The 20,958-nt window shown below is 63.3% G+C and carries 25 protein-coding genes; 5 read left to right on the top strand and 20 right to left on the bottom strand.

Annotation, left to right across the window (positions count from 1 at the left end; translation table 11 throughout):
- The first annotated feature begins 35 nt into the window (after nt 1–35).
- Entirely contained in the window at nt 36–389 is a 354-nt protein-coding gene (locus tag FJW06_RS26285) for a hypothetical protein (protein ID WP_140756022.1), read from the top strand.
- A gap of 18 nt (nt 390–407) precedes the next feature.
- On the opposite strand, the gene FJW06_RS26280 is transcribed toward FJW06_RS26285, so the two are convergent.
- The 4 genes from FJW06_RS26280 to FJW06_RS26265 all read right to left on the bottom strand — a co-directional run bounded on the left by FJW06_RS26280 (nt 408) and on the right by FJW06_RS26265 (nt 3,170).
- Nucleotides 408–1,139 (bottom strand): ATP-binding cassette domain-containing protein, encoded by a 732-nt coding sequence (locus FJW06_RS26280; protein WP_140756086.1) that lies wholly within the window; start codon nt 1,137–1,139, stop codon nt 408–410.
- Nucleotides 1,108–1,860, bottom strand: a complete 753-nt coding sequence (locus FJW06_RS26275; protein ID WP_246674855.1) for an ABC transporter permease — start codon at nt 1,858–1,860, stop codon at nt 1,108–1,110. The genes FJW06_RS26280 and FJW06_RS26275 overlap by 32 nt, the downstream gene beginning before the upstream one ends.
- A gap of 71 nt (nt 1,861–1,931) precedes the next feature.
- On the bottom strand, nt 1,932–2,924 hold the full coding sequence (locus FJW06_RS26270; protein WP_140756020.1) for an ABC transporter substrate-binding protein: 993 nt from the start codon (nt 2,922–2,924) through the stop codon (nt 1,932–1,934).
- 36 nt (nt 2,925–2,960) lie between these two features.
- Nucleotides 2,961–3,170 carry a hypothetical protein gene (locus FJW06_RS26265; protein ID WP_140756018.1) on the bottom strand — a complete coding sequence of 70 codons (210 nt, stop codon included), beginning with the start codon at nt 3,168–3,170 and terminating at the stop codon, nt 2,961–2,963.
- A gap of 289 nt (nt 3,171–3,459) precedes the next feature.
- Here FJW06_RS26265 and FJW06_RS26260 point away from each other — a divergent pair, with 289 nt between their 5' ends.
- Entirely contained in the window at nt 3,460–3,840 is a 381-nt protein-coding gene (locus FJW06_RS26260; RefSeq protein ID WP_140756016.1) for a cytochrome c family protein, read from the top strand.
- A 100-nt stretch (nt 3,841–3,940) separates the two neighbouring features.
- Here the strand turns inward: FJW06_RS26260 and gph are convergent, their stop codons facing one another.
- The 10 genes from gph to FJW06_RS26210 are packed head-to-tail and all read right to left on the bottom strand — an operon-like array spanning nt 3,941 to nt 13,831.
- The gene (gene gph / locus FJW06_RS26255) at nt 3,941–4,642 is read right to left on the bottom strand and encodes a phosphoglycolate phosphatase (protein ID WP_140756014.1); all 702 of its coding nucleotides are present in this window, start codon (nt 4,640–4,642) and stop codon (nt 3,941–3,943) included.
- Complete coding sequence (locus tag FJW06_RS26250) at nt 4,639–5,196, bottom strand: thioredoxin family protein (protein ID WP_140756012.1); 558 nt, start codon at nt 5,194–5,196, stop codon at nt 4,639–4,641. Before FJW06_RS26250 ends, gph begins: the two co-directional genes overlap by 4 nt.
- Before the next feature lie 21 nt (nt 5,197–5,217).
- Entirely contained in the window at nt 5,218–5,904 is a 687-nt protein-coding gene (rpe, locus tag FJW06_RS26245; protein ID WP_140756010.1) for a ribulose-phosphate 3-epimerase, read from the bottom strand.
- Nucleotides 5,901–6,839 carry a CbbX protein gene (cbbX, locus tag FJW06_RS26240; RefSeq protein ID WP_140756008.1) on the bottom strand — a complete coding sequence of 313 codons (939 nt, stop codon included), beginning with the start codon at nt 6,837–6,839 and terminating at the stop codon, nt 5,901–5,903. The genes rpe and cbbX overlap by 4 nt, the downstream gene beginning before the upstream one ends.
- Nucleotides 6,840–6,864: 25 nt before the next feature.
- The gene (locus tag FJW06_RS26235) at nt 6,865–7,284 is read right to left on the bottom strand and encodes a ribulose bisphosphate carboxylase small subunit (RefSeq protein WP_140756006.1); all 420 of its coding nucleotides are present in this window, start codon (nt 7,282–7,284) and stop codon (nt 6,865–6,867) included.
- 11 nt (nt 7,285–7,295) lie between these two features.
- Nucleotides 7,296–8,756 (bottom strand): form I ribulose bisphosphate carboxylase large subunit, encoded by a 1,461-nt coding sequence (locus FJW06_RS26230; protein ID WP_140756004.1) that lies wholly within the window; start codon nt 8,754–8,756, stop codon nt 7,296–7,298.
- A 35-nt stretch (nt 8,757–8,791) separates the two neighbouring features.
- Complete coding sequence (gene fba / locus FJW06_RS26225; RefSeq protein ID WP_140756002.1) at nt 8,792–9,871, bottom strand: class II fructose-bisphosphate aldolase; 1,080 nt, start codon at nt 9,869–9,871, stop codon at nt 8,792–8,794.
- An 11-nt stretch (nt 9,872–9,882) separates the two neighbouring features.
- Nucleotides 9,883–11,889, bottom strand: a complete 2,007-nt coding sequence (gene tkt / locus FJW06_RS26220) for a transketolase (RefSeq protein WP_140756000.1) — start codon at nt 11,887–11,889, stop codon at nt 9,883–9,885.
- A gap of 10 nt (nt 11,890–11,899) precedes the next feature.
- Nucleotides 11,900–12,772, bottom strand: a complete 873-nt coding sequence (locus FJW06_RS26215; protein WP_140755997.1) for a phosphoribulokinase — start codon at nt 12,770–12,772, stop codon at nt 11,900–11,902.
- Between the two features lie 9 nt (nt 12,773–12,781).
- Nucleotides 12,782–13,831, bottom strand: a complete 1,050-nt coding sequence (locus FJW06_RS26210) for a class 1 fructose-bisphosphatase (RefSeq protein ID WP_140755995.1) — start codon at nt 13,829–13,831, stop codon at nt 12,782–12,784.
- A gap of 119 nt (nt 13,832–13,950) precedes the next feature.
- Between FJW06_RS26210 and FJW06_RS26205 the strand changes: the two genes are divergently transcribed.
- Nucleotides 13,951–14,940: a LysR family transcriptional regulator gene (locus FJW06_RS26205; RefSeq protein WP_140755993.1), complete on the top strand. Its 990-nt coding sequence runs from the start codon at nt 13,951–13,953 to the stop codon at nt 14,938–14,940.
- 226 nt (nt 14,941–15,166) lie between these two features.
- Nucleotides 15,167–15,367, top strand: a complete 201-nt coding sequence (locus FJW06_RS26200) for a hypothetical protein (RefSeq protein WP_140755991.1) — start codon at nt 15,167–15,169, stop codon at nt 15,365–15,367.
- 37 nt (nt 15,368–15,404) lie between these two features.
- Here FJW06_RS26200 and FJW06_RS26195 read toward each other — a convergent pair whose 3' ends face one another.
- The 6 genes from FJW06_RS26195 to FJW06_RS26170 form a co-directional block, all read right to left on the bottom strand.
- Nucleotides 15,405–16,034, bottom strand: coding sequence for a hypothetical protein (locus FJW06_RS26195; protein WP_140755989.1), 630 nt, complete (start codon nt 16,032–16,034; stop codon nt 15,405–15,407).
- The gene (locus FJW06_RS26190) at nt 16,034–16,894 is read right to left on the bottom strand and encodes an ABC transporter permease (protein WP_181178589.1); all 861 of its coding nucleotides are present in this window, start codon (nt 16,892–16,894) and stop codon (nt 16,034–16,036) included. The genes FJW06_RS26195 and FJW06_RS26190 overlap by 1 nt, the downstream gene beginning before the upstream one ends.
- 11 nt (nt 16,895–16,905) lie before the next feature.
- Entirely contained in the window at nt 16,906–17,658 is a 753-nt protein-coding gene (locus FJW06_RS26185) for an ATP-binding cassette domain-containing protein (RefSeq protein WP_246674849.1), read from the bottom strand.
- Nucleotides 17,659–17,769: 111 nt separating this feature from the next.
- Nucleotides 17,770–18,213, bottom strand: a complete 444-nt coding sequence (locus FJW06_RS26180; RefSeq protein ID WP_140755983.1) for a hypothetical protein — start codon at nt 18,211–18,213, stop codon at nt 17,770–17,772.
- A 31-nt stretch (nt 18,214–18,244) separates the two neighbouring features.
- On the bottom strand, nt 18,245–19,171 hold the full coding sequence (locus FJW06_RS26175) for a YVTN family beta-propeller repeat protein (protein WP_181178581.1): 927 nt from the start codon (nt 19,169–19,171) through the stop codon (nt 18,245–18,247).
- A 67-nt stretch (nt 19,172–19,238) separates the two neighbouring features.
- Nucleotides 19,239–20,489, bottom strand: coding sequence for an ABC transporter substrate-binding protein (locus tag FJW06_RS26170; RefSeq protein ID WP_140756082.1), 1,251 nt, complete (start codon nt 20,487–20,489; stop codon nt 19,239–19,241).
- Between the two features lie 284 nt (nt 20,490–20,773).
- Between FJW06_RS26170 and FJW06_RS30410 the strand changes: the two genes are divergently transcribed.
- The coding region (locus FJW06_RS30410; protein ID WP_140755979.1) for a hypothetical protein at nt 20,774–20,958 on the top strand (185 nt) is incomplete at its 3' end.

Here is a 20,958-nt window from a genome sequence, read left to right as displayed (position 1 = left end):
ACTGCGGCACGCCTGGGCAATAGGAGGAATTTCTCATGATCAGATATGCTGGATTTTCGATCCTGACGCTCCTCTTCTCGTCGGCAGTGGTCCATGCAAACCCGGCCGGCGCCGCAGGAGATTATCCAACCACGACGATCGTCGACTATGTGCTCGGCTGCATGCGGACGAACGGCCAGACACGCCAGGCGCTGGAGAGTTGTTCATGCTCGATCGATGTCATCGCCTCGATCCTGCCTTACGACCATTATGAGAGGGCCGAGACCTTCAAGAGCATGTCGCTGACAACGGGCGAGAATGCAGGTCTGTTCCGCGAAAGCGCGCCGGCGAAAGCCGCGCGGACGGAGCTGAAGCAGGCGCAGGCTGAAGCCGACGTGCGCTGCTTCTAATGCATCACGTCCGGGCGGTCAGGTCACGCCCGGAAATTTCCGATGGAAGGATCGCAAAAGGTCGTTCGCCGCCTCCGGGCTGCGGTGTTGCCTGGGCAGTCCTATGTCGAAAACGCCGAGCACGTGCGAGGGGCGCGGCGCAAGCACGATGATGCGATCCGAAAGCGCTAGGGCCTCTGTCAGGTTGTGCGTCACCATCAGGGCGGTCGTGGGCCGGGCCGACCAGACGTCAAGAAGCAGGCGCCGGAGCTGCCCGGCGGTCCGTCCGTCGAGCGAGACGAAGGGCTCGTCGAGGAACAGCACCGCAGGTTCGATCGCGAAGGCCCGTGCAAGGGCTACCCTTCTTGCAAGGCCCAGCGAGAGCTCGGCCGGATAGAGGGAGCGCATGCCGGTGAGACCGAGCGTGTCGAACAGCGCGTCGAGATTCTGCATGCGCAGATCTTTCGGCAGCGCCAGCCTGACGTTCTGCTCCACCGTCCGCCAGGGCAGCAGGGTAGGTTCCTGGAACACGGCGGCTATGCGGCCTCCAGGCAACTGGAAAGAACCGGAGAACTGCCTGTCGAGCCCAAGCAGAATGCGCAGCGTCGTGGTCTTGCCACAGCCGGATGGCCCGAGCAGGCAGACGAATTCGCCTTGCCGGACCTCGAAGGAAAGGTTCTTGAGCGCCGTGACCGAGACACCCTGCGCCGACCTGAAGGTCTTCTCGGCGATGTCGACCCTAAGCGGGGCGGCGGCGCCAACGGGTTGCATGTCGTTCAACGGGCTGCACCAGAACAAGTTCGATCACGAGCATCACCGCCACGAATGCCAGCGTGTAGGCAAGAATGGCGGCTACGTCGAAAAGCTGGAAATAGAGATGGATCTGGAAGCCCACGCCATTGGAGCGGCCGAGCAGCTCGACCACCAGGACGATCTTCCAGATGAGAGCTATGCCGGAGCGCGAGGCCGCCGCCAGATAAGGCTGCAGTTGCGGCAGCAGGATGTGGCGAAGGCGGTCGAGCGGACCGAAGCGGTAGACGGCCGCCATTTCGGCGTAACGCGGGTCCAGCGCCCTGGCGCCCTCGCGCATGGTCACCACGACATTCGGGATCTTGTTCACGGCAACCGCGCCGATCGCCGCCGCCTCGTTGAGGCCGAACCAGATGTAGGCCAGAACGATGATCACCAGGGCGGGAACATTGAGGAACAAGATGACCCAGGGGTTGAAGAACCGGTCCGCGCGGCGGTAGCTGCCGAGGAGGATGCCGATCACCGATCCGACGATCATCGCCACGAGGTACGCGGCCGCGACCCGGCCGAGGGTCGCGCCGAGGTGGTAGAAAAGGTCGCCGCTCGCCGCCTCTCTCAGCAACACCTGCCAGACCTGTCCCGGTCCCGGAAAGGCCCGGCTCGGCCAGGTATTCGCGGCCAGGCTCCACAGCAGTCCGAGCCCAAGCAGGGAGATCGTCACCGTCAGCGCGGGCATGAGCATCGCCGCGGAGACGGAACCTTTGGAAATGCCGGCCGCTTCGCCAAGCGTGTGCTCGCCGCCATCGTCTATCGTCATTGCGGCGGCTCCCGCCAGAATGTGCCAGACGCCATCTCCGGCGCGCTGCCGACCAACTTTTCGCCGCCGATTGCGGCCAGCACCCGATAGAGCTTGCCGGCATCGGCCGCTTCCTCGGCGACCGGTCGCCTGGGGATCCCCTCGCGGTAGCGGTCGCGCAGCTTTGCCAACTCCTTGCCGTCTGCGCGGATGACCGGCGCGAGGCGCAGCCACTCTTCGTCGGACCTTGCCAGCAGATCCTTGGCCTGCGCGGAAGCCTCGAGGAAGCCGCGGGCGGCCTGCGGGTTCTCGTTCGCCCATTTGTCGTGGAATACATAGCCGAGCGCGGATACCGGGCCCGAGGCGCCGAGCGCTATCTGCGCGTCGTTGGCGCCGATCAGCCGGCGAAAGCCGTCGGCCTCGAGCCGGGCGCAGAAATGCCAGAAGTTGAGCGCCGCATCGAGCTCGCCCTGCGTGGCTTTTTGCGAAATCAGCGGCGGCGCGCCAAAGACGACATCGCTCGTCGACGGCAGGTCGAGGCCATAATCGCGCCTGGCCAGTGCCTGTATCAGCAGCCAGCTCTTGTCGAGCGCCCCGCCGGCAACGCCGATCTTCTTTCCCTTGAGGTCGGCGATCGTGCGGATCGGCGATGCGTCCTTCACCATGATCGCCCCGACGGAAGTCGAATAGGGGGCCAATGTCACGTCGCCGCCGTCGGAGCGCTGGCGCGAAACCCACAGCCAGTCGGTCACGATCATGTCGATCGCGCCTGCGAGCATCGCCACGTTGGTCGCATCCTCGCCGGCGAAATAGATGACGTCCAGATCGATCCCGTTGGCGGCGTCGAACCCGTGTTGCTTCAGCGTATCAAGCTCCCAGCTTACCGTGCCGAACTTCAGCACACCGATGCGAACCGTGGATGCGGTGGAAGCGGCGACGGCGTGCGGGGCAAGAATTGCCGCCGTTCCAAGGGCCGCCAAACGGAGCGTTTCCCGCCGTGAGATCATCATGCGTCCTCCCGGAGCCACAACAGCCAAGGGCGCCGGTCAGATCGCCCGGTCCTTCGTCGGGAAAGCACATTTCCAGCGCCTGACCTTCAAGGCCGGGTGTTCCTGCGACCATTTCGCGATTTCGCTGGGCGCCAGCATCATGCATTGGAACAGGGAGCCGCGGCTTTCAAAATAGAGATGCTCGTCCCGGCAATCGCCGGGATGGGCACTCAGGCAAACCGTCAAGATGAGGTCGACCATGTTCATTCAGCACCTCTCGCGCGCGACGACGCCCGCCCGGCAAAAATGCCGCCGACCCCATTGCCCGGGCTAATCTCAGCCTGGATGAAGCCAGCCTGACCGATGTCCCGAGGTGCCCTTGGAATCCAAAACGATCCGAGGCTACGCGCTCGCCCCAGGGCCGTCAACAGAGGCGAAAGTACAGGATGGGCTCTGTCGAATGCCGGAGACTGGACCTTCGTACGATTGACTTCCTGCATCCCGCGGTTAGCTTTTTGCGGGCGCCGGGCATTTTGACGATTAATGAGGAATTGCCATGCGCGTTATCGCATTTTTCGCCGCCATTTTCCTGGTTACTTTCATCACGGACCAATCCTATGCGCAGGATGCGGCGGCCGGTGAGAAGGTCTTCACCAAATGCAAGGTCTGCCATATCGCGGACAAGGACCAGAACAAGGTCGGCCCGTCGTTGAATGGCGTCATCGGCCGCACGGCCGGCACGCATCCTGGTTTCAGCTATTCCCAGGCCATGGTCGCGGCTGGAAAGTCCGGCGTCAAATGGGACGAACCGACGCTGACGACCTATCTCCACGATCCAAAGGCCATGGTAAAGGGCACGAAGATGGCGTTTGTCGGCCTCAAGGACGACAAGGACGTGGCCAACGTCATCGCCTATCTCAAGCAATTCTCAAAGTAGGGGGTAGTTCTCAAGCAGGGGCAGTTCTCGAAGTCACGGCTTCGCCGGTCGTTCGTCTTTTCGATCGGCCGGCGACTGTCCGGGTAATCGATACCACTTGTCACGCAGCGGCTTGCAGCCTCTGCAGGGCGGCAGGCAGATCGAGCAGGCTGTCGCAGACAAGATCCGCACCTAACTCTTCGACCGGGACCTGGGTGTAGCCGCCTCGCAGCAGAGCGACCGGCATGCCGGTCGCGCGCGCGGCGCCGACATCGCTGATGCTGTCTCCAACCATCAGCGCTTCGTGCGGTTCGACGTGAAGCTGATCGAGCGCCAGAAGCAGGGCGTCAGGCGCCGGTTTCAGCTTCGTCACCGCGTCTCCGCCGACGATCGCGCCGAGATATTCCGTCAAGTGGAAATGCAGCAGGATTTCGCGGGTCGCCAGTTGCGGCTTGTTGGTGACGACACCCATGGCTGTTCCGTTCAGGTGGAAGTGCGTGAGCGTCTCCCTGACGCCAGGCATCAGCCGCGTCAGGCCGGTCAGATGTCTGCGGTAGATCGGCGCCATGTCGCGGTTGGCCTCCTCGAGGGCGCTGCCGGCAAGCGGCGACCCGGAAGCGGCGAAAGCCCGCTCGACCAATTTCATGACACCGCCGCCGATCATCGCCTTGACCTGGCCCACGCTGAGCGGCGGCAGATCGCGGCCGGCGAGCAGCTCGTTCACGGCCGCCGCGATGTCGGGCGCCGAATCGATCAGCGTGCCGTCAAGATCGAACAGGATCGCCCTCGGCGACCGAAACCGCTTGCCTGCGCCGACGTTCATGCGGCCTCCTTCCATTTGATCGAGCAGCCGATCGAGGCGGTCTGGTCGAGCGGTCCGTCGCCGGTCCGGGCAACTTGCTTCATCGCTTCGAACAGATCGCGTCTCATCCCGGGTGCTCCGGCCTTCCGTCGCGACGCATCCAGCCGACCCCGATATTGCAGCGTCAGCTCGCTGTTGAGGCCGAAGAAATCCGGGGTGCACACGGCGCCGTAGGCGCGCGCTACTGCTTGCGATTCGTCGCGGAGATACGGGAAGGTGAAGGCGTTCGCCCTGGCGAAGAGCTTCATGTTGTCGAAGGAATCGTCCGGATAGGCGTCGGTATCGTTGGCATTGATCGCGACGAAGCCGATCCCCTCGGCCTTCAGATCGTTAGCATCACGCACGATGCGCGAAATCACCGCCTTCACATAAGGGCAGTGATTGCAGATGAAGGCGACGACCAACCCGTTGGCGCCGGCCTGGCCGAAGATCGAATGCGATTTGCCGTCGGTGCCGGGCAAGACGGCATCGACGGCTTGCCAGCCGAAATCGCAGACGGGTGGGGTCGCCGCCATGTCGTCCTCCGATCGAGCAGTTCACCCAGCTTGCCGGGTCGCTCCCTCGGCCGCCTGCCTGATCGCGCCTATATTGGCGCGATAGGCGGCCTCGGTGCCGCCTTTGAAGACGGCCGATCCAGCGACGAGCACATTTGCGCCGGCCGCGGTAACCAGAGGAGCTGTCTCGGGCGTAACGCCGCCGTCGATTTCGATGTCGATCGGACGCCGGCCGACCAGCGCCTTGACGCGCCTGACCTTGTCGATGACCGCCGCAATGAAGGCCTGGCCGCCGAAGCCCGGATTGACCGTCATCAAAAGCACCAGGTCGAGCCGGTCGAGAACATATTCGATGACGCTTTCCGGCGTCGATGGATTGAGCGACACGCCGGCCTTCTTGCCGAGGCTCCTGATCGCCTGCAGCGAACGGTCGAGATGCGGCCCGGCCTCGGCATGCACCGTGATGAAGTCGCAACCGGCGTCAGCGAAGGCGGCGAGATAGGGATCGGCCGGCGCTATCATCAGATGACAGTCGAAGATCTTGTCGGTTCGGTCGCGGATCGCCTTGATCACCGGCGGGCCGAAGGTGATGTTGGGCACGAAATGCCCGTCCATTACGTCGAGATGGATCCAGTCGGCGCCCGCCCGCGCGACCGCTTCGACCTCGTCGCCGAGCCGCGAGAAATCCGACGACAGGACGGAAGGGGCGATGATGGCCTTTGCGGTCATTTGCTTGCTCCTTTCCCAGGCTTCAGCGCGAAGACCCGGCTGGCGGTGATGTCCTCGGCGGAGATCGTCGACAGCGCCTTGGCGTCAAGCGGTCCCTTGGCGCTCTCGAACAGGCGGTTGGCCTGCCGCAGCCGTGCCCGGTCGAGCGCGTTGCGGATCGAGCGGGCATTGGCGAAATGCGGCTGCGCACGGCGGCGTGTGATGTAGTCGGCCATTGCGGGGGTCGCCTTCGTGTCGAACAGGTAATTTTGCTGGTCGAGCATTTGTTCCGCGATCCTGAGAAGCTCGTCGTCGGAATAATCGGGAAAGTCGATGTGGTGGGCGATGCGCGAGCGGAATCCCGGGTTGCTTTCGAAGAAGCGGTCCATGCGCTGCGCATAGCCGGCAAGGATCACCACGAGGTCGTCGCGCTGGTTCTCCATCACCTGCAGCAGGATTTCGATCGCCTCCTGGCCGTAATCGCGCTCGTTCTCGGGCCGATAGAGATAATAGGCCTCATCGATGAACAGCACGCCGCCCATCGCCTTCTTCAGGATCTCCTTGGTCTTGGGCGCGGTGTGGCCGATATATTGGCCGACCAGGTCGTCACGCGTCACAGAGACCAGATGGCCCTTGCGGATATAGCCCAGGCGATGCAGCAGGTCGGCCATGCGCAGCGCGACGGTCGTCTTGCCGGTGCCCGGATTGCCGGTGAAGCTCATATGCAGCGTCGGCGTCTCGTGCGCGAGGCCCATGCGGCGGCGCGCCCGCTCGACCAGCAGGAGTGCTGCCGTCTCACGGATGCGTCGTTTGACCGGGGCGAGCCCGATCAGATCGCGGTCGAGCTCGGCCAGGACGTCCTTCACGCCGGACGTTTCGAATTCCTCGCGCAGATCGATCGCCGCCGGGGCGGCGGCTTGCGGCGTTTCCGTTTCGGCTAAGGCTGGCGCCGGCATGGCATTTTCCTCCTGTCCCGAATGATCATCCGTACCTTGCCCCAGCCGGCTTGTCGGCGGCGTAGGGCCTGGTCGTATAGCGGATCATGCGGCCCGCGGCCTCTTGCCGCTCGAGCCGGTAACCGGGTTCCTCGGCCGGGCGGTTGACGATGAAGGAGAGCTTCACCGATTCCCAGCCATGCGAGGCATCGAACGCGACGACGCGGATATAGCGGTCGCCATAGAGCTTGCGGCATGCGTTGAGCTCCATCATCAGCGCCGCCGCGTCGGGGTTGTCGAACATCGGATGGCCCCACATGTCCCAATAGGTGTTGCGCGGGTGCGGGTCGTCGGTGACCTCGAGGCTGACAGCCCATTTGTTGTCGATGCAATACTGCACCTGGGCGCGGATCTGATCGTCGGTCAGGTCGGGCAGGAAGGAAAAGGCCCCTTGCGTGATGCGCATGATCATTCTCCTTATTCGGCCGCCGTTGCCACCGGGACGAAGTCCGGCGTGTCGGTCGAGGCATAGTTGAAGGTCACATCCTTCCAGGTCTCGAGCGCCTGCTTCAGCGGCAGACAGTTCCTGGCTGCGTTCTCCAGGATCTGCGGTCCTTCACGCACGTAGTCGCGGCCCTCGTTGCGGGCGAGGATCATGCATTCGAGGGCAACGCGATTTGCGGTGGCGCCAGCCGCGATCCCCATCGGATGGCCGATAGTGCCGCCGCCGAACTGCAGCACGACGTCTTCGCCGAGCAGGTCGATGAGCTGATGCATCTGGCCGGCATGGATGCCGCCGGACGCCACCGGCATCAGCTTGTTGAGCGAGGCCCAATACTGGTCGAAGAAGATGCCGTTCTCCAGCCGCATCGGGTTATGGTCCTCGCGGCAGATGTCGTAGTAACCCTTGGTCGTTGCCGGATCGCCTTCCAGCTTGCCGACCACGGTGCCGGCATGGATGTGATCGACGCCGGCCAGCCGCATCCATTTGGCGATGACGCGGAAGGAGACGCCATGGCTCTTCTGCCGCGTGTAGGTCGAGTGTCCAGCGCGATGCAGGTGCAGGATCATGTCGTTCCTGCGCGCCCACTTCGCCATCGACTGGATCGCCGTGTAGCCGATGACGAGGTCGATCATGATGATGTTGGAGCCGAGTTCCCTGGCGAAGTCCGCCCGTTCGTATATGTCCTCCATGGTGCCTGCGGTGACGTTGAGATAGGTGCCCTTGATCTCGCCCGTCTCGGCCTGTGCTTTGTTGACCGCCTCCATGCAGTAGAGGAAGCGCTCGCGCCAATGCATGAAGGGCTGCGAGTTGATGTTCTCGTCGTCCTTGGTGAAATCGAGCCCGCCCTTCAGCGCCTCGTAGACGACACGGCCGTAGTTGCGGCCGGAAAGGCCGAGCTTGGGCTTGACGGTGGCGCCGAGCAGCGGGCGGCCGAACTTGTCGAGGCGCTCGCGCTCGACGACGATGCCGGTCGCCGGACCCTGGAAGGTCTTCACATAGGCGACGGGAAAACGCATGTCCTCCAGCCGCAACGCCTTCAACGGCTTGAAGCCGAAGACGTTGCCGATGATCGAGGCCGAAAGGTTGGCGATCGAGCCTGGCTCGAACAGGTCGAGGTCATAGGCAATGTAGGCGAAATACTGTCCGGGCGCGTTCGGCACCGGGTCGACCCGATAGGCCTTGGCGCGGTATTTTTCGCTCGCCGTCAGCCGGTCGGTCCAGACAACGGTCCAGGTCGCGGTCGAGGATTCGCCGGCGACCGCGGCGGCGGCCTCGATCGGATCGACACCGTCCTGCGGCGTGATCCTGAACACCGAGATGATGTCGGTGTCCTTGGGCTCGTAGTCGGGCTCCCAATAGCCCATCTTCTTGTATTCCATGACACCGGATCTGTAACGGTCCTTGCCGGTTACGGTCTCGGATTTGCTGGGCATGACGCTGGTCCTTTCCCTTGTTGGCGGACCGCCGCTCAGGCGGCTTTGGCGGTTGCGATTTGCGGGTCGAGTTTTCCCGCGGCGTAGCGTTTGGCCATCTCGTCCATGGCGATGACCTTGATTTTCGAGGCATTGCCCGCGGTGCCGAAACGCTCGAAACGATCGCGGCAAAGGTCGCGCAAGGCGTCCATTGCGGGCTTGAGGAACTTGCGCGGATCGAATTCGCGCGGGTCCTGCGTCGCGACGCGGCGGAATTGCCCCGCCATGGCCATCCGGCAATCGGTGTCGATGTTGACCTTGCGCACGCCGTGGCGGATGCCGCGCTCGATCTCCTCGACCGGAACGCCGAAAGTTTGCGGCATCTCGCCGCCATTTCTGTTGATGATGTCTTGCAGTTCCTGCGGCACGGAGGACGAACCGTGCATGACCAGATGCGTGTTCGGCAGCTTCTCGTGGATCGCCTCGATCAGCTGCATGGCCAGGATGTCGCCGTCCGGCTTGCGGGTGAACTTGTAGGCGCCGTGGGAGGTGCCGCAGGCGATCGCCAGCGCATCGACCTTGGTGGCGGCCACGAAGTCGACCGCCTGATCGGGATCGGTCAACAGCTGATCATGGGAGAGGGAGCCTTCGGCGCCATGGCCGTCCTCGGCCTCGCCGTGGCCGGTTTCCAGCGAGCCGAGCACGCCGAGCTCGCCCTCGACGGAGGCGCCGACCCAATGCGCCATGCGCGCGACGCGTTCGGTGACGGCAACGTTGTAGTCGTAGCTCGCCGGAGTCTTGGCGTCCGCCATCAACGACCCGTCCATCATCACCGAGGTGAAGCCGTGGCGGATCGCCGAAAGGCAGGTGGCTTCATTGTTGCCGTGGTCCTGATGGATGCACAGCGGAATGGTCGGATGGATCTCGGTCAACGCCTCCATCATCCTGGCCAGCATGATGTCGTTGGCATAGGAGCGGGCGCCGCGCGAGGCCTGGATGATCACCGGCGCGTCGCAAGCGCTCGCCGCTTCCATGATGGCGAGGCCCTGTTCCATGTTGTTGATGTTGAATGCCGGCACGCCGTAACCGTGCTCGGCGGCGTGGTCGAGAAGCTGACGAAGGGTGATGCGGGCCATTGTCGGTCCTCCTAGATGATGAGCTTCAGCGCCACCGCGGCGACGGCTTCGGGCGTGATGCCGAAATGCCTGTAGAGGTCGGGAGCAGGGGCGCTTGCGCCGAAGCCGGTCATGCCGACAAAGGCGCCCGTGTCACCGATCCAGCGATCCCAGCCGAGCCGGGCAGCGGCTTCGACCGCGACGCGCGGCGGCGAGCCGAGAACAGACTTGCGGTAGTCTCCGTCCTGTTCCTCGAACAGTTCCCAGCACGGCATCGAGACGACCGCGGCGGCGACGCCGTGCTCGGTTTCCAGCCGCTCGGCGGCGGTGACGGCGATCTCGACCTCCGAGCCGGTGGCGATCAGCGTCACGGCACGGTGCCCGGATGGCTCGCGCAAGACGTAGGCGCCCCGGCTGGACCGGTTCTCGCGGCCGTGTGCCTGGCGCAGCATCGGCAGGTTCTGGCGCGAGAGAACCAACACGCTCGGGCGGTTCTCGCTCCTCAGCGCCAGCTCCCAGCATTCCGCCGTTTCGATGAGGTCGGCCGGGCGGAAGACATTGAGTTTCGGTGTCGCCCGCAGCATCGCCAGGTGTTCGACCGGCTGGTGGGTCGGGCCGTCCTCGCCGAGGCCGATGGAATCATGTGTCATCACATAGATGACGCGCTGGTTCATCAGCGCCGAGAGCCGCATAGCGCCGCGCGCATAGTCGGCGAAGCACAAAAAGGTGCCGCCGTAAGGCACGAAACCGCCATGCAGGGCGATGCCGTTCATGGCCGCGGCCATGCCGTGCTCGCGGATGCCGTAGTGAATATAGCGGCCCGCGAAATCCCCCGGCGCTATGCGATCCATGCCCTTGGTGATCGTCAGGTTCGAATGCGTGAGATCGGCGGAGCCGCCGACCGTCAGCCCGGTCGCGCCGTTGATCGCGGCGAGCGCCATTTCGGAGGCCTTGCGCGTTGCGACCTTGGTCGCCTTCTCGACATGCTCCTTGCGGAAGGCGTCCAGTGCTTCGAAAACCGCATCGGGCAGCTTGCCGGAAAGCGCGCGCTCGAAATCCTCGCGCCGGGGCGAGGCGGCAAGCCGCTGCTCCCAGGCACGTCGCGCCGCCTGGCCGCGTTCAGCGATTTCGCGCCAGGCCGAAAGGATCTCGTCCGGCACCTCGAACGGCGGATGGGCCCAGCCGATGTTTTCGCGGGTCGCGGCGATCTCCGTTTCGCCCAGCGGCGCGCCATGCACCTTTTCCGAACCGCCGAGATTGGGTGCGCCCTTGCCGATCACCGTGCGACAGGCGATAAGCGACGGCCGATCCGACCGCCGCGCGGCTTCGATCGCCGCGGCGACGGCTTCCATGTCGTGACCGTCCACCGACTGCACATGCCATCCGGCGGCTGTGAAGCGGGCCGGCTGATCCATCGATGTCGACAGCGAGGTCGGTCCGTCGATGGAGATCGCGTTGTCGTCCCAGAGCACGATCAGGCGTGAGAGCTTCAGGTGACCCGCGAGGTCGATCGCCTCATGGCTGATGCCTTCCTGCAGGCAGCCGTCGCCGGCGATCACAAAGGTGTGGTGGTCGACGAGATCGGCGCCGTAACGGGCCGCAAGCATGCGCTCCGCCAGCGCCATGCCGACAGCGCTCGAGATGCCCTGTCCGAGCGGACCGGTCGTCGTCTCGATGCCAAGCGCATGGCCATGCTCCGGATGTCCGGCGGTACGGCTGCCCAATTGTCGGAACCGCTGTAACTCCTCAATCGGCATGTCCTGATAGCCGAGGAGGTAATGCAGCGCATATTGCAGCATCGAGCCGTGCCCGGCCGAAAGCACGAAGCGGTCGCGATCAGGCCAGTTCGGCGCCGTCGGGTCGATGTTGATGAAGCGGCCGAACAATACCGTCGCGACATCGGCCATGCCCATCGGCATGCCCGGATGTCCGGAATTGGCCTTCTGCACGCTGTCCATGGCCAGCGCGCGGATGGCGTTCGCCATGTCGCGTTCGGACACGGCGGCGGCGACGGACTTCAATGCTGCCAGGCTGGTCATGGCATCCTCCTCACGACACACGTTTCTTGCGTTCGATCAATTGCAGGATGAGCGGCGTCAGGATCAGCTGCATGGCAAGGTCGAGCTTGTTGCCCGGCACCACAATGGAATTCGGCCGCGACATGAAGGAGTCGTGGATCATCGAAAGCAGGTAAGGGAAATCGATGCCGCGGGGATTGGCGAAGCGGATGACCAGCATCGATTCGTCGGGGGTGGGGATCCAACGCGCAATGAACGGGTTCGACGTGTCGACGATCGGCACGCGCTGGAAATTGATCGCGGTCTGCGAGAATTGCGGGACGATGTAGCGGACATAGTCCGGCATGCGGCGCAGGATCACGTCCATCACCGCCTCGGTCGAATAACCGCGCGTGGCTCGGTCGCGATGGATCTTCTGGATCCATTCGAGATTTATGACCGGCACAACACCGATCTTCAGGTCCGCGTGCCTCGCCAGGTTGATCTTGTCGGTGACGACGCAGCCATGCAGGCCTTCGTAGAAGAGCAGGTCGCTCGGCGCGAATTCGCGCCATTCGGTGAAGTTACCGGGCGGCGTGCCGTATAGCTTCTCCTCGTCCTCGTCATGGACGTAAGTGCGGGTCCTTCCGCTCCCCCGGCGGCCATATTCCTCGAAAACGCCCTCGAGGATCCCGAGCTCGTTCGCCTCGGCATGGAAATGGGTGAAGTTCGGGTTGCCTGCCTTTTCCTGCGCGGCAACCTCCGCCTTCATCGCGGCGCGATCGTAGCGATGAAAGGCGTCGCCTTCGATGAAAGCGGCTTCGATGTTCTCGCGCCGGAAGATCTGTTCGAAGATGCGCTTGACCGAGGTCGTGCCCGCGCCCGACGATCCGGTGATGGTGATGATGGGGTGCTTCGCCGACATGGTTCTGGCTCAGGCCCTGAAGAGTCCGCGGCGGCTGAACAGCGGCGCACGCTCGCCGATGGCGCTGGGCTCTGTGTGGTAGCGGGCGATCCGCGCGACTTCCCGTGCGGATCCGAAAACCACGGGTACGCGCTGGTGCAGGCTCTCCGGTTCGATTTCCAGGATGCGGGTGATCGCGTCGGTCGCGGTGCCGGCCGCCTGTTCGATCAGATAGGCAATCGGATTGGCCTCATAGACCAGCCGAAGCCGGCCCTGGCTGTAACCCCGGCGTCGGTCGCCGGGATACAGAAACACGCCGCCGCGCATCAAGATGCGGTAGCATTCGGCGACAAGCGAGGCGATCCAGCGCATGTTGAAATCCTTCTCCCTTGGGCCTTCGGTGCCTTCCAGGCAGTCGTCGACATAGAGACGCACGGCCTCGTCCCAGTGGCGGTAGTTGGCGGCGTTGATGGCGAACTCCTGGGTCCGCTCCGGGATGATCCGGCTTTCGTAGGCCTGGACGAAGGTGCCCAGCCTGGTCGAATGCACGAAGACATGCGTGCCGCTGCCGATCGACAGGACGAGAGCCAGCTGCGGCCCGTAGATGAAGAAGCCGGCGCCGAGCATGCTCACGCCCGCCTGCAGAAAGGAGGCGGCCGGATCGACATCCGGCGCGCCAGTTGCAGGGAGGAGCGAGAAAATCGTTCCGACCGACACGTTGGTGTCGATGTTGGAAGAGCCGTCCAGCGGGTCGATGGCGACGGCGAGCGGGGCGTGCCTGTCGAGCAGGACCGGCTGCTCCAGTTCCTCGGAGGCATAGAGCGCGACCGGGGCGCGACGCATGGCGTCGAGGAAGATGTCGTCGGCGAAGACGTCAAGATCCTTCTGGACATCGCCGTCGGCATTGGCGCCGCGGGCTCCGGCAAAAGCGGCGCCGAGCGCCCCTTGGTTGATGGCGTTGCGGACCTTGGTGGCGGCCTGCGTGAACTGGCGGACGGTGGCAACGACCGCGGATCGGCGTTCGTCCGGCTGGTCGCCGAGATAGGAGTTCAGAAAGGCGTCGAGCGTTGCCGCTGGCATCGTAACCTCCCGGTCCGGCCGTATCCCTCGAGGCCGGATTGGGCGATGAAATCAAACGATGCAGGCTAAGTAAAATTCAATAACTTTACCTGATCACTAAAAATAATTTAGTATGCACTATGAGGAATCTCACGCTCAAGCAATTCAAGACCGTGCAGGCTATCGTCAGCCACGGGAAAATCGTGAGCGCAGCCAAGGTGTTAGGCCTTTCTCCTCCGGCGGTCACGATCCAGTTGCGACAGGTGGAGGAGGAGTTCCAACTGGCCTTGTTCGACCGGACGTCGGACGGCATGCGTCCGACCGCCGCAGGGCTGGCCTTCGTCGAGGCGGCGCAGGCGATCGAGGAGCGGCTGCGGTTGCTCGAAGACGAGATGGACGCCATCAAGGGCGTGCGCATCGGCAGCCTGAGGCTCGGCGTCGTTTCCACCGCAAAATATTTCGCGCCGCGGCTCATGGCCGGCTTCATGAAGGAGCATCCCGATATCGATATGCGGCTTGCCATCGGCAATCGCGCCGAAACGATCGACAGGCTGAAGAACCATGACATCGACATCGCGTTGATGGGCCGTCCGCCCAAGGAAGTTTCGGTCCGCGCTTCCGTCTTCGGCGACCACCCGCTGGTCATCATCGCGCCGCCGGAGCACCCGCTGGTTTCGGCACGCGACATCTCCAAGGAGAGGATCGCCGAGGAGCATTTCCTTATCCGCGAACCGGGCTCGGGCACGCGCATCTCCCTCGAGATATTCCTGAGCGACGTGCCCGGCCGGATCGACGACCTCGGCGTCGAGATGGGTTCGAACGAGACGATCAAGCAAGCCGTGATGGCGGGTCTCGGCATCGCCTTCATCTCCGCCCACACGATCGCAGCGGAAACGGAAGCCGGCCGACTCGTCATCCTCGACGTGGCCGGCATGCCGATCCGCCGGCAATGGTTTTCGGTGATGCGCAGCGATCACGTGATATCGCCGGCCATGGCGACCTTCAACGATTTCCTCATGCGCAAGGGCGCAACATATCTTCCCTTGTTCGGCAAACTATATCCACACGCCGAAGCGGATGAAGCGGCACGGACGCAACAGGCGAGGGCACCCGGAACGCGGCGCGGGTGAAGCACCTTACATATCCGCCGTCGAGATCGTGCGAAAAGGTCCGGAAGGGGGTGGACAACCGGGTCGCCGCCGATGGTGGCTCCCAAGCTCGCATGCTATGCTGCGACGCGGGAAGGGCAGGGGCAGTCGCTTCACACTCGCGGTAAGACGGAAGAGCAGCCAAACCCTGCAGGCAAATCGCCATGCGTCCCGGCGTGGGGTTCGGGATTTCGAAGGGGAAGGGGCAATGCTTTATACAATCGTGATGATGGTCTGCATGTCAGCCGTGCCGCAGACATGCGAGCAACGCGAGGAAATGGCGGACGGCTTAGCCATGAATCCCGGAGTGGCCTTCATGCAGGCGCAGCCGCTGGTCGCGCATTGGCTGGAGACGCATCCCGGCTACTTCGTGCAGCGCTGGCGCGTGCTGCCCGGCCGCAGCAGTTGACGCGTTTTTCGAGATCGGCGGTTTCGGGCGACGTGCGTTATTTCTTCGCGGCAAGCGTCTCCGAGACGGTCTTGGCCAGTTGATAAAGCCGCTGCTCGATGATGGTCGGCACGTCGCAGACGTAAGTCAGCGATTGCGCGCGCTCGGTGAAGATCCGCGTCGCGAAATTCAACTGCTCGGTCCGGCGCTCGACCTCGTCCGGATCCACGTCGGGCTTTGCGCGCAACGCATCGACATCGGACGCTTGCTTGCGCAAGTCGGCGGCCATTTCGAGCTGCCTGTGGGCATAACGGGAAATGCCGGCAATCACGTGAGAGCGCTCGGCGTCCATGTGGTCGAACATGCCTTGCACGACCATCGCCATTTTCGGCGCAAGCTGCTCGACCGGCAGGGACGCCGCAAAATCCCTGATCTTCTTCTGAGCGTCGGCGAGCGGCAGCCGTCGTGCCGCGACGTCTTCGACAAGGGCGGAGACCGATGCGTCGTCTGACCAGTTCTTGGCGGAGGGCGGAAGGTCCGGCCCATTCCAGACCTGGCCGAGCGACAATTGCGGCACCTTGCGCTGGACACAGGGCCAGTCCGGATCGGCGGTCGCCGCGCCGGCGTTTGTGGCTCGCGCGAGCAGGGCGACCACAAACAGGCTGCGAACAAAGGCTGTTCTCCCCATCAGGCATTTCCTCCCGTGTCCTGCTTGCGGGTCATCAGGCCGCGCGAGGGGTCGTAGGCGATGATGGCTCCGGCCAGAAACAGCAGCGTGCATCCGGCGACGACGCCCAGCGACACCCAATCGACCTGCCCGTAAAACGCGAAACGGATCAGCTCGACGGCATAGGTGAATGGATTGACGAGACAGATCTTGTAGAGGAGAGGGCTGGCTTCCTGGATGCGCCACAACGGATATAAGGCGGGTGAGGCGAAATAGCCGGGGAATATGACGAAGTTCATGATGCCGGCGAAGTTTTCGAGCTGCTTGATCATCGAGGACAAAAGCATGCCGAGCGCGCAAAGCATCATGCCCGACAAGAACAGCGCCGGCAGCACGAACAGGTAGCCGAGGGGCGGCGCCTTGACGCCCCAGAACCACGCCACGATCAGAAACGCGTAGACCTGCGCGATCGATACGGCGACGCCGGCGAGCATCTTCGACACCAACAGGAACCAGCGCGGAAACGGGCTGACGAGCAGGATGCGCATATTGCCCATCTCGCGGTCGTAGACCATCGACAGCGAAGACTGCATGCCAGAGAACAAAAGGATCATGCCGCACAGGCCGGGCGTGATGTAGACCTCGTAGAGCACGTAGGTTTTGTAGGGCGGGATGATCGAGACGCCGAGCACCTGGCGAAAGCCGGCGGCGAAGATGAACAGCCAGACGAGCGGCCTGACCAGCGAAGAGACGAAGCGCTCGCGTTGATGCAGGAAACGCAGGCACTCGCGCAGGACGACGCCCTTGAGGCAGATGAGATAGTGACGGAGGCCGAACGCGCCGGACCGCACCGGTGCGATGGAGCCGACCTTCTGCGGCATCGCGGACGTGCTCATGGCGAAATCCCCGCAATGCCGGCTGGCTCCGCGCGGTTGAGCTTAGAGAAGGCGTCGCGGATCGAATTGGCGCCGCTGGCCTGGATGAGATCGGAGACCGTGCCGCTAGCGACGAGGTTGCCCTGTCGCAGCATGACGGCATGGTCGCCGTCGTCGACCTCGTCAATCAGGTGCGTGGCCCACAAAACGCCGATGCCTTCGGTTTCGACGAGCCTGCGGATGGTGGCGAGGATGCCGGCGCGCGACTGGATGTCGAGGCCGACGGTCGCCTCGTCGAGCAGCAGCAGGGCGGGGCGGTGGAGCAGCGCCCTGGCGATTTCGATCCGTCGCATCTGGCCACCGGAGAGGGAGCGGGCCTTGTCATGCTCGCGGCCCTGCATGTCGACCGTTTCGAGCAGAGCGGCGATGCGCTGCCGGGCCTCGCGTCCGCCGATACCATGCAGCGATGCGTGGTAGGAGAGGTTCTGGTGCACGCTGAGGTCAAGGTCGAGGGTGCGTGCCTGGAACACGATGCCGACACATCTGAGCGCTTCGCCGGAAGCGCGGCGGATGTCGTGGCCGAAGATGCGGATCGATCCGTGGCGCGTGTCGTAAAGATGGCTGATCAGCGAAAACAAGGTTGTCTTGCCGGCGCCGTTGAGGCCGAGCAGGACGGTGAAAGTCGCCGGCGCGATCGAGAAGGACACGTTGCTCAGCGCCCGTTTGGGACCGTAGGAATAGCTGACGCCGGCGACGTCGAGCGCCGCCACCTCGTTTCCAGGTCCGCCTGTCCTTACATGCTGCACGCCGATCACCCTGTCCTCATATGCGCGCCGTTCTCATTCGCCCGCTCTCGTTTGCCAGGTCCCATTTGCCAGGTCTCATTTGATCGTGATCTTTCCCTTGAGACCCTTGTCGGCAAGATCGGGGACGGACCAGCTGTACTCGCCGGGGCGCACGGTGTGGAACTGAACCAATATGGTTCCCGCGTCGTCGAATTCGAGCCAGGCCGGCGCGCCGGCCATGTGCACTTCGAGATCGTTTATCACGATCTGGTCGATCCAGACGTTTCGCCAGAGATCGGTCATGAATTTGTATTCGAAGCCGCCGTGAGACGTGATCTTCCAGCGATAGCCCTGGCCGGCGACCAGCTCGAAATCCGTCCGGTTGAGGTCGTAGCTGGATTTGTCCGAGCCCAGGACCAACTCGGGGAGGGTCTTGCTGGATCGCGTCACCTTCGGTGCATCGTCGTCGGCACTGACTGTGAGCGGAGCAACCGTCAGTCCGGCCAGAACGGCGAAGGCAATCGTTCGGTTGATCGTCATGGAATGAACCTCCCGATCTGCTTGGACATCGCTAGTTGGGCGATATGGCCACGCCCCACGGCTGTTGGCCGACGGTGAGCGACTGGACCGGTTCATCGGTCGCCGTATCGATGAAGGTGATGTCGTTCGAGTTGCCGTTCGTGGTGATCAGCGTCTTCTGGTCCGGGGTGAAGGCCAGGTGCCAGACGCGCTGGCCGACGAGGATGTATTTCTCCACTTCGTAGGTTTCGGTGTTGATCACCGCGACATGGTTCGCCGGACCGAGCGCGACATAGGCCTTCTTGCCGTCGGCGGTTATGGCGATGCCCACAGGTTGGATGGTTTCAGCCCGCAATCCATTGATCGCGAACTGGATCTTCTTCACGACCTGGCGCTTGGCGTTGTCGATGACGCTTACCGTGCCGCCGACCTCCGCGCTGACCCAGACCTGAGAGCCGTCGGGCTTGAATTCGGCGAAGCGCGGGCGTGTATCGACCAGCACGTTATCGGTCACCTCATGGCTTTGAGTGTCGATGAAATGCGCCATGCTGGTGGTTTCGGATGTGTTGACCATGGTCTTGCCGTCGGGGCTGACGCCCATCCCTTCCGGCTCGACGCCGACCGGGATCTCCGAAAGCACCGCCTTGCTCGCGACATCGACGACGGTGACCAGATTGTCGTCCTCGTTGGCGATATAAAGCGTCTTGCCGTCAGGCGAGAGCACGAACAATTCAGGATCTGGTCCCGAGGGCAGAGCGCCAACGACGTCAAGGCTCGACGTATCGATGATCTGCACCGTGTCGTCGTCGCTGGCGCACAGATAGACGAACTTGCCGTCGGGCGAAATCGTGATGCCGCGCGGCCTTTGCCCGACATCGACGGTCTTGATCACTTTCATCGTCGCCGTGTCGACGACGGTCATGGTGTTGTCCTTCTCGTTGGAGACATAGGCCGTATAGGCCGATGCCGGACCGGTCATCAGACCGGCCGCGAGAAAGGCGAGTGCACAAGCTCGTCCTTGCACCGAAACTCCTCCCGATTGCTTGCTACTTAAGGGCGCATTTGGTCTCCGGTTGATCGACGCCGAGCGTGTCGAGCTCGGAAACCTGGTGGAGATAGCCCTCCTGCGGCGAGGTCGAGACGACCGATTTGGCGTCGCTGAGCAGGATCGGCTGGCGCAGCTGAAGGTTCCATTTGCGGAAGGTCAGCTTCTGGCCCTTGAAGGCGGCGACCGAGAAATCGTCCGAACGGATGTAGTCGCTGATCTTTTTCGGATCGTCGCCATTGGTCCGCGTGGTGGCTTCGCCGACGGCCCGCACGGCCGTCCAGGCCGACATGTCCTTGGACAACATTCGCCGGCCTGTCGTCCTCAGGAAGCGGCTCTGCATCTGGATGCCGCCCCACTGTTCACTCGAGGGGTGCCATGACGAGGCGACAAGTCCGGCCGTGCCCGCGACCGGCCGCGGCGTCCAGGTGCGGTAGGGCACATAGGTTCCGAATACCTCGCTCTCGTCGGCGACCAGCACCACGTCGTGCTCCGGCAGGTCCTGCGTGAACACGGAAATCTGCTGCTGGGTCTGCGTGGCGCCCGTGTCGGTGCGCCTGGCGGTGCCGGTGTCCTTGAACTCCTTCTCCGCCACGATCTGGCCGCCGAAACGGGCAGCCGCGCGGCGCAACGCGTCGGCGTAGAGATGGTCCTGTTCATGCGAACCATAGAGCAGCACCCAATTCGGCCACTTCTTCACCATGAGATACTGCGCCAGCGCGTCGGCCAGCATGCTGCGCGTCGGCGCGATATGGAAGACGTTTATGCGGCAGTCCTCCTCGCGCAGCCTGTCGTCGGTGGCGCCGATGTTGAAGATCAGCACGCCCTTGTCGCGGGCGATGTCGGCAATGGACAGCAACTGCTTGGCCGAGAGGTCGGCGACCACATAGCGGTCGCCTTTTGCGATCAAGTCGTCGAATGCCTGGACCGCATCGGAGTCGGGCTTTATTTCGGTGATGTCGAGGCTGAACTTCTGGCCGAGGAACGCTCCCGTCGTGTTGTTGTCGCCGATCGCCACCTTGGCGCCGGCAACACCCTCGTCCCTCGGCGGCTGGTCGAGCAAGGAAAGGGTCAGTTGCGGCGCATATGCCCGCAAATACCCTATCTTGATTTCGGTGATCCTCTGTTCCGGCTTGGCCGTTGCAGCCGGTTGCTTGCTCGGTGCTTCCTGGGCCGCCGCGCCGGACAAACTGGCGGTCAGGAAAAGAAAGCACAAAAAAGACCTGAGAGTGCTCGGCACCGCGCTCGCCATCGACAACATTACCCACTCTCGCGCCGCGTCCAGTCGTGTCGGACCAAGCCAAGGTGCCCGCGGAGAACTTAGCGGAGGTGTTGGATTTATCAAACCTCGTAAGCCGGCATGTCGCTTCTGCTTTAGTCCTATTTGCCGGTGCGATGTAGCCGGCGATCAAGCGGATCACGGCCGCCATGGACTGCGCGGAAAGTTCCCGATGATCCTCAAGGCCAAGCAACACGCCTATCGGGCGGCCACATTGAGGGAGGCGGAGGGTGGGGGGACCTTGGTAGAATAGACTTATGAGGGAGACCGTTCGATTATTGCGACCTCACTGCGGCTTGGAAACGGTATTTTTGTTGTCCGGCGGACTTAAAGTTCCGCTGGAATGTGAAGTTTTTCGACTGCCCTGGGAGGAGTGCCTCATGAAAACGCGTGCCGCCGTAGCTGTTGGTGCCGGAAAGCCGCTGGAGATCATGGAGGTGGA

It is taken from the genome of Mesorhizobium sp. B4-1-3, assembly GCF_006439355.1.
In the GTDB taxonomy this organism is placed as follows: domain Bacteria; phylum Pseudomonadota; class Alphaproteobacteria; order Rhizobiales; family Rhizobiaceae; genus Mesorhizobium.
This window is presented reverse-complemented; position numbering and strand designations above follow the sequence as displayed.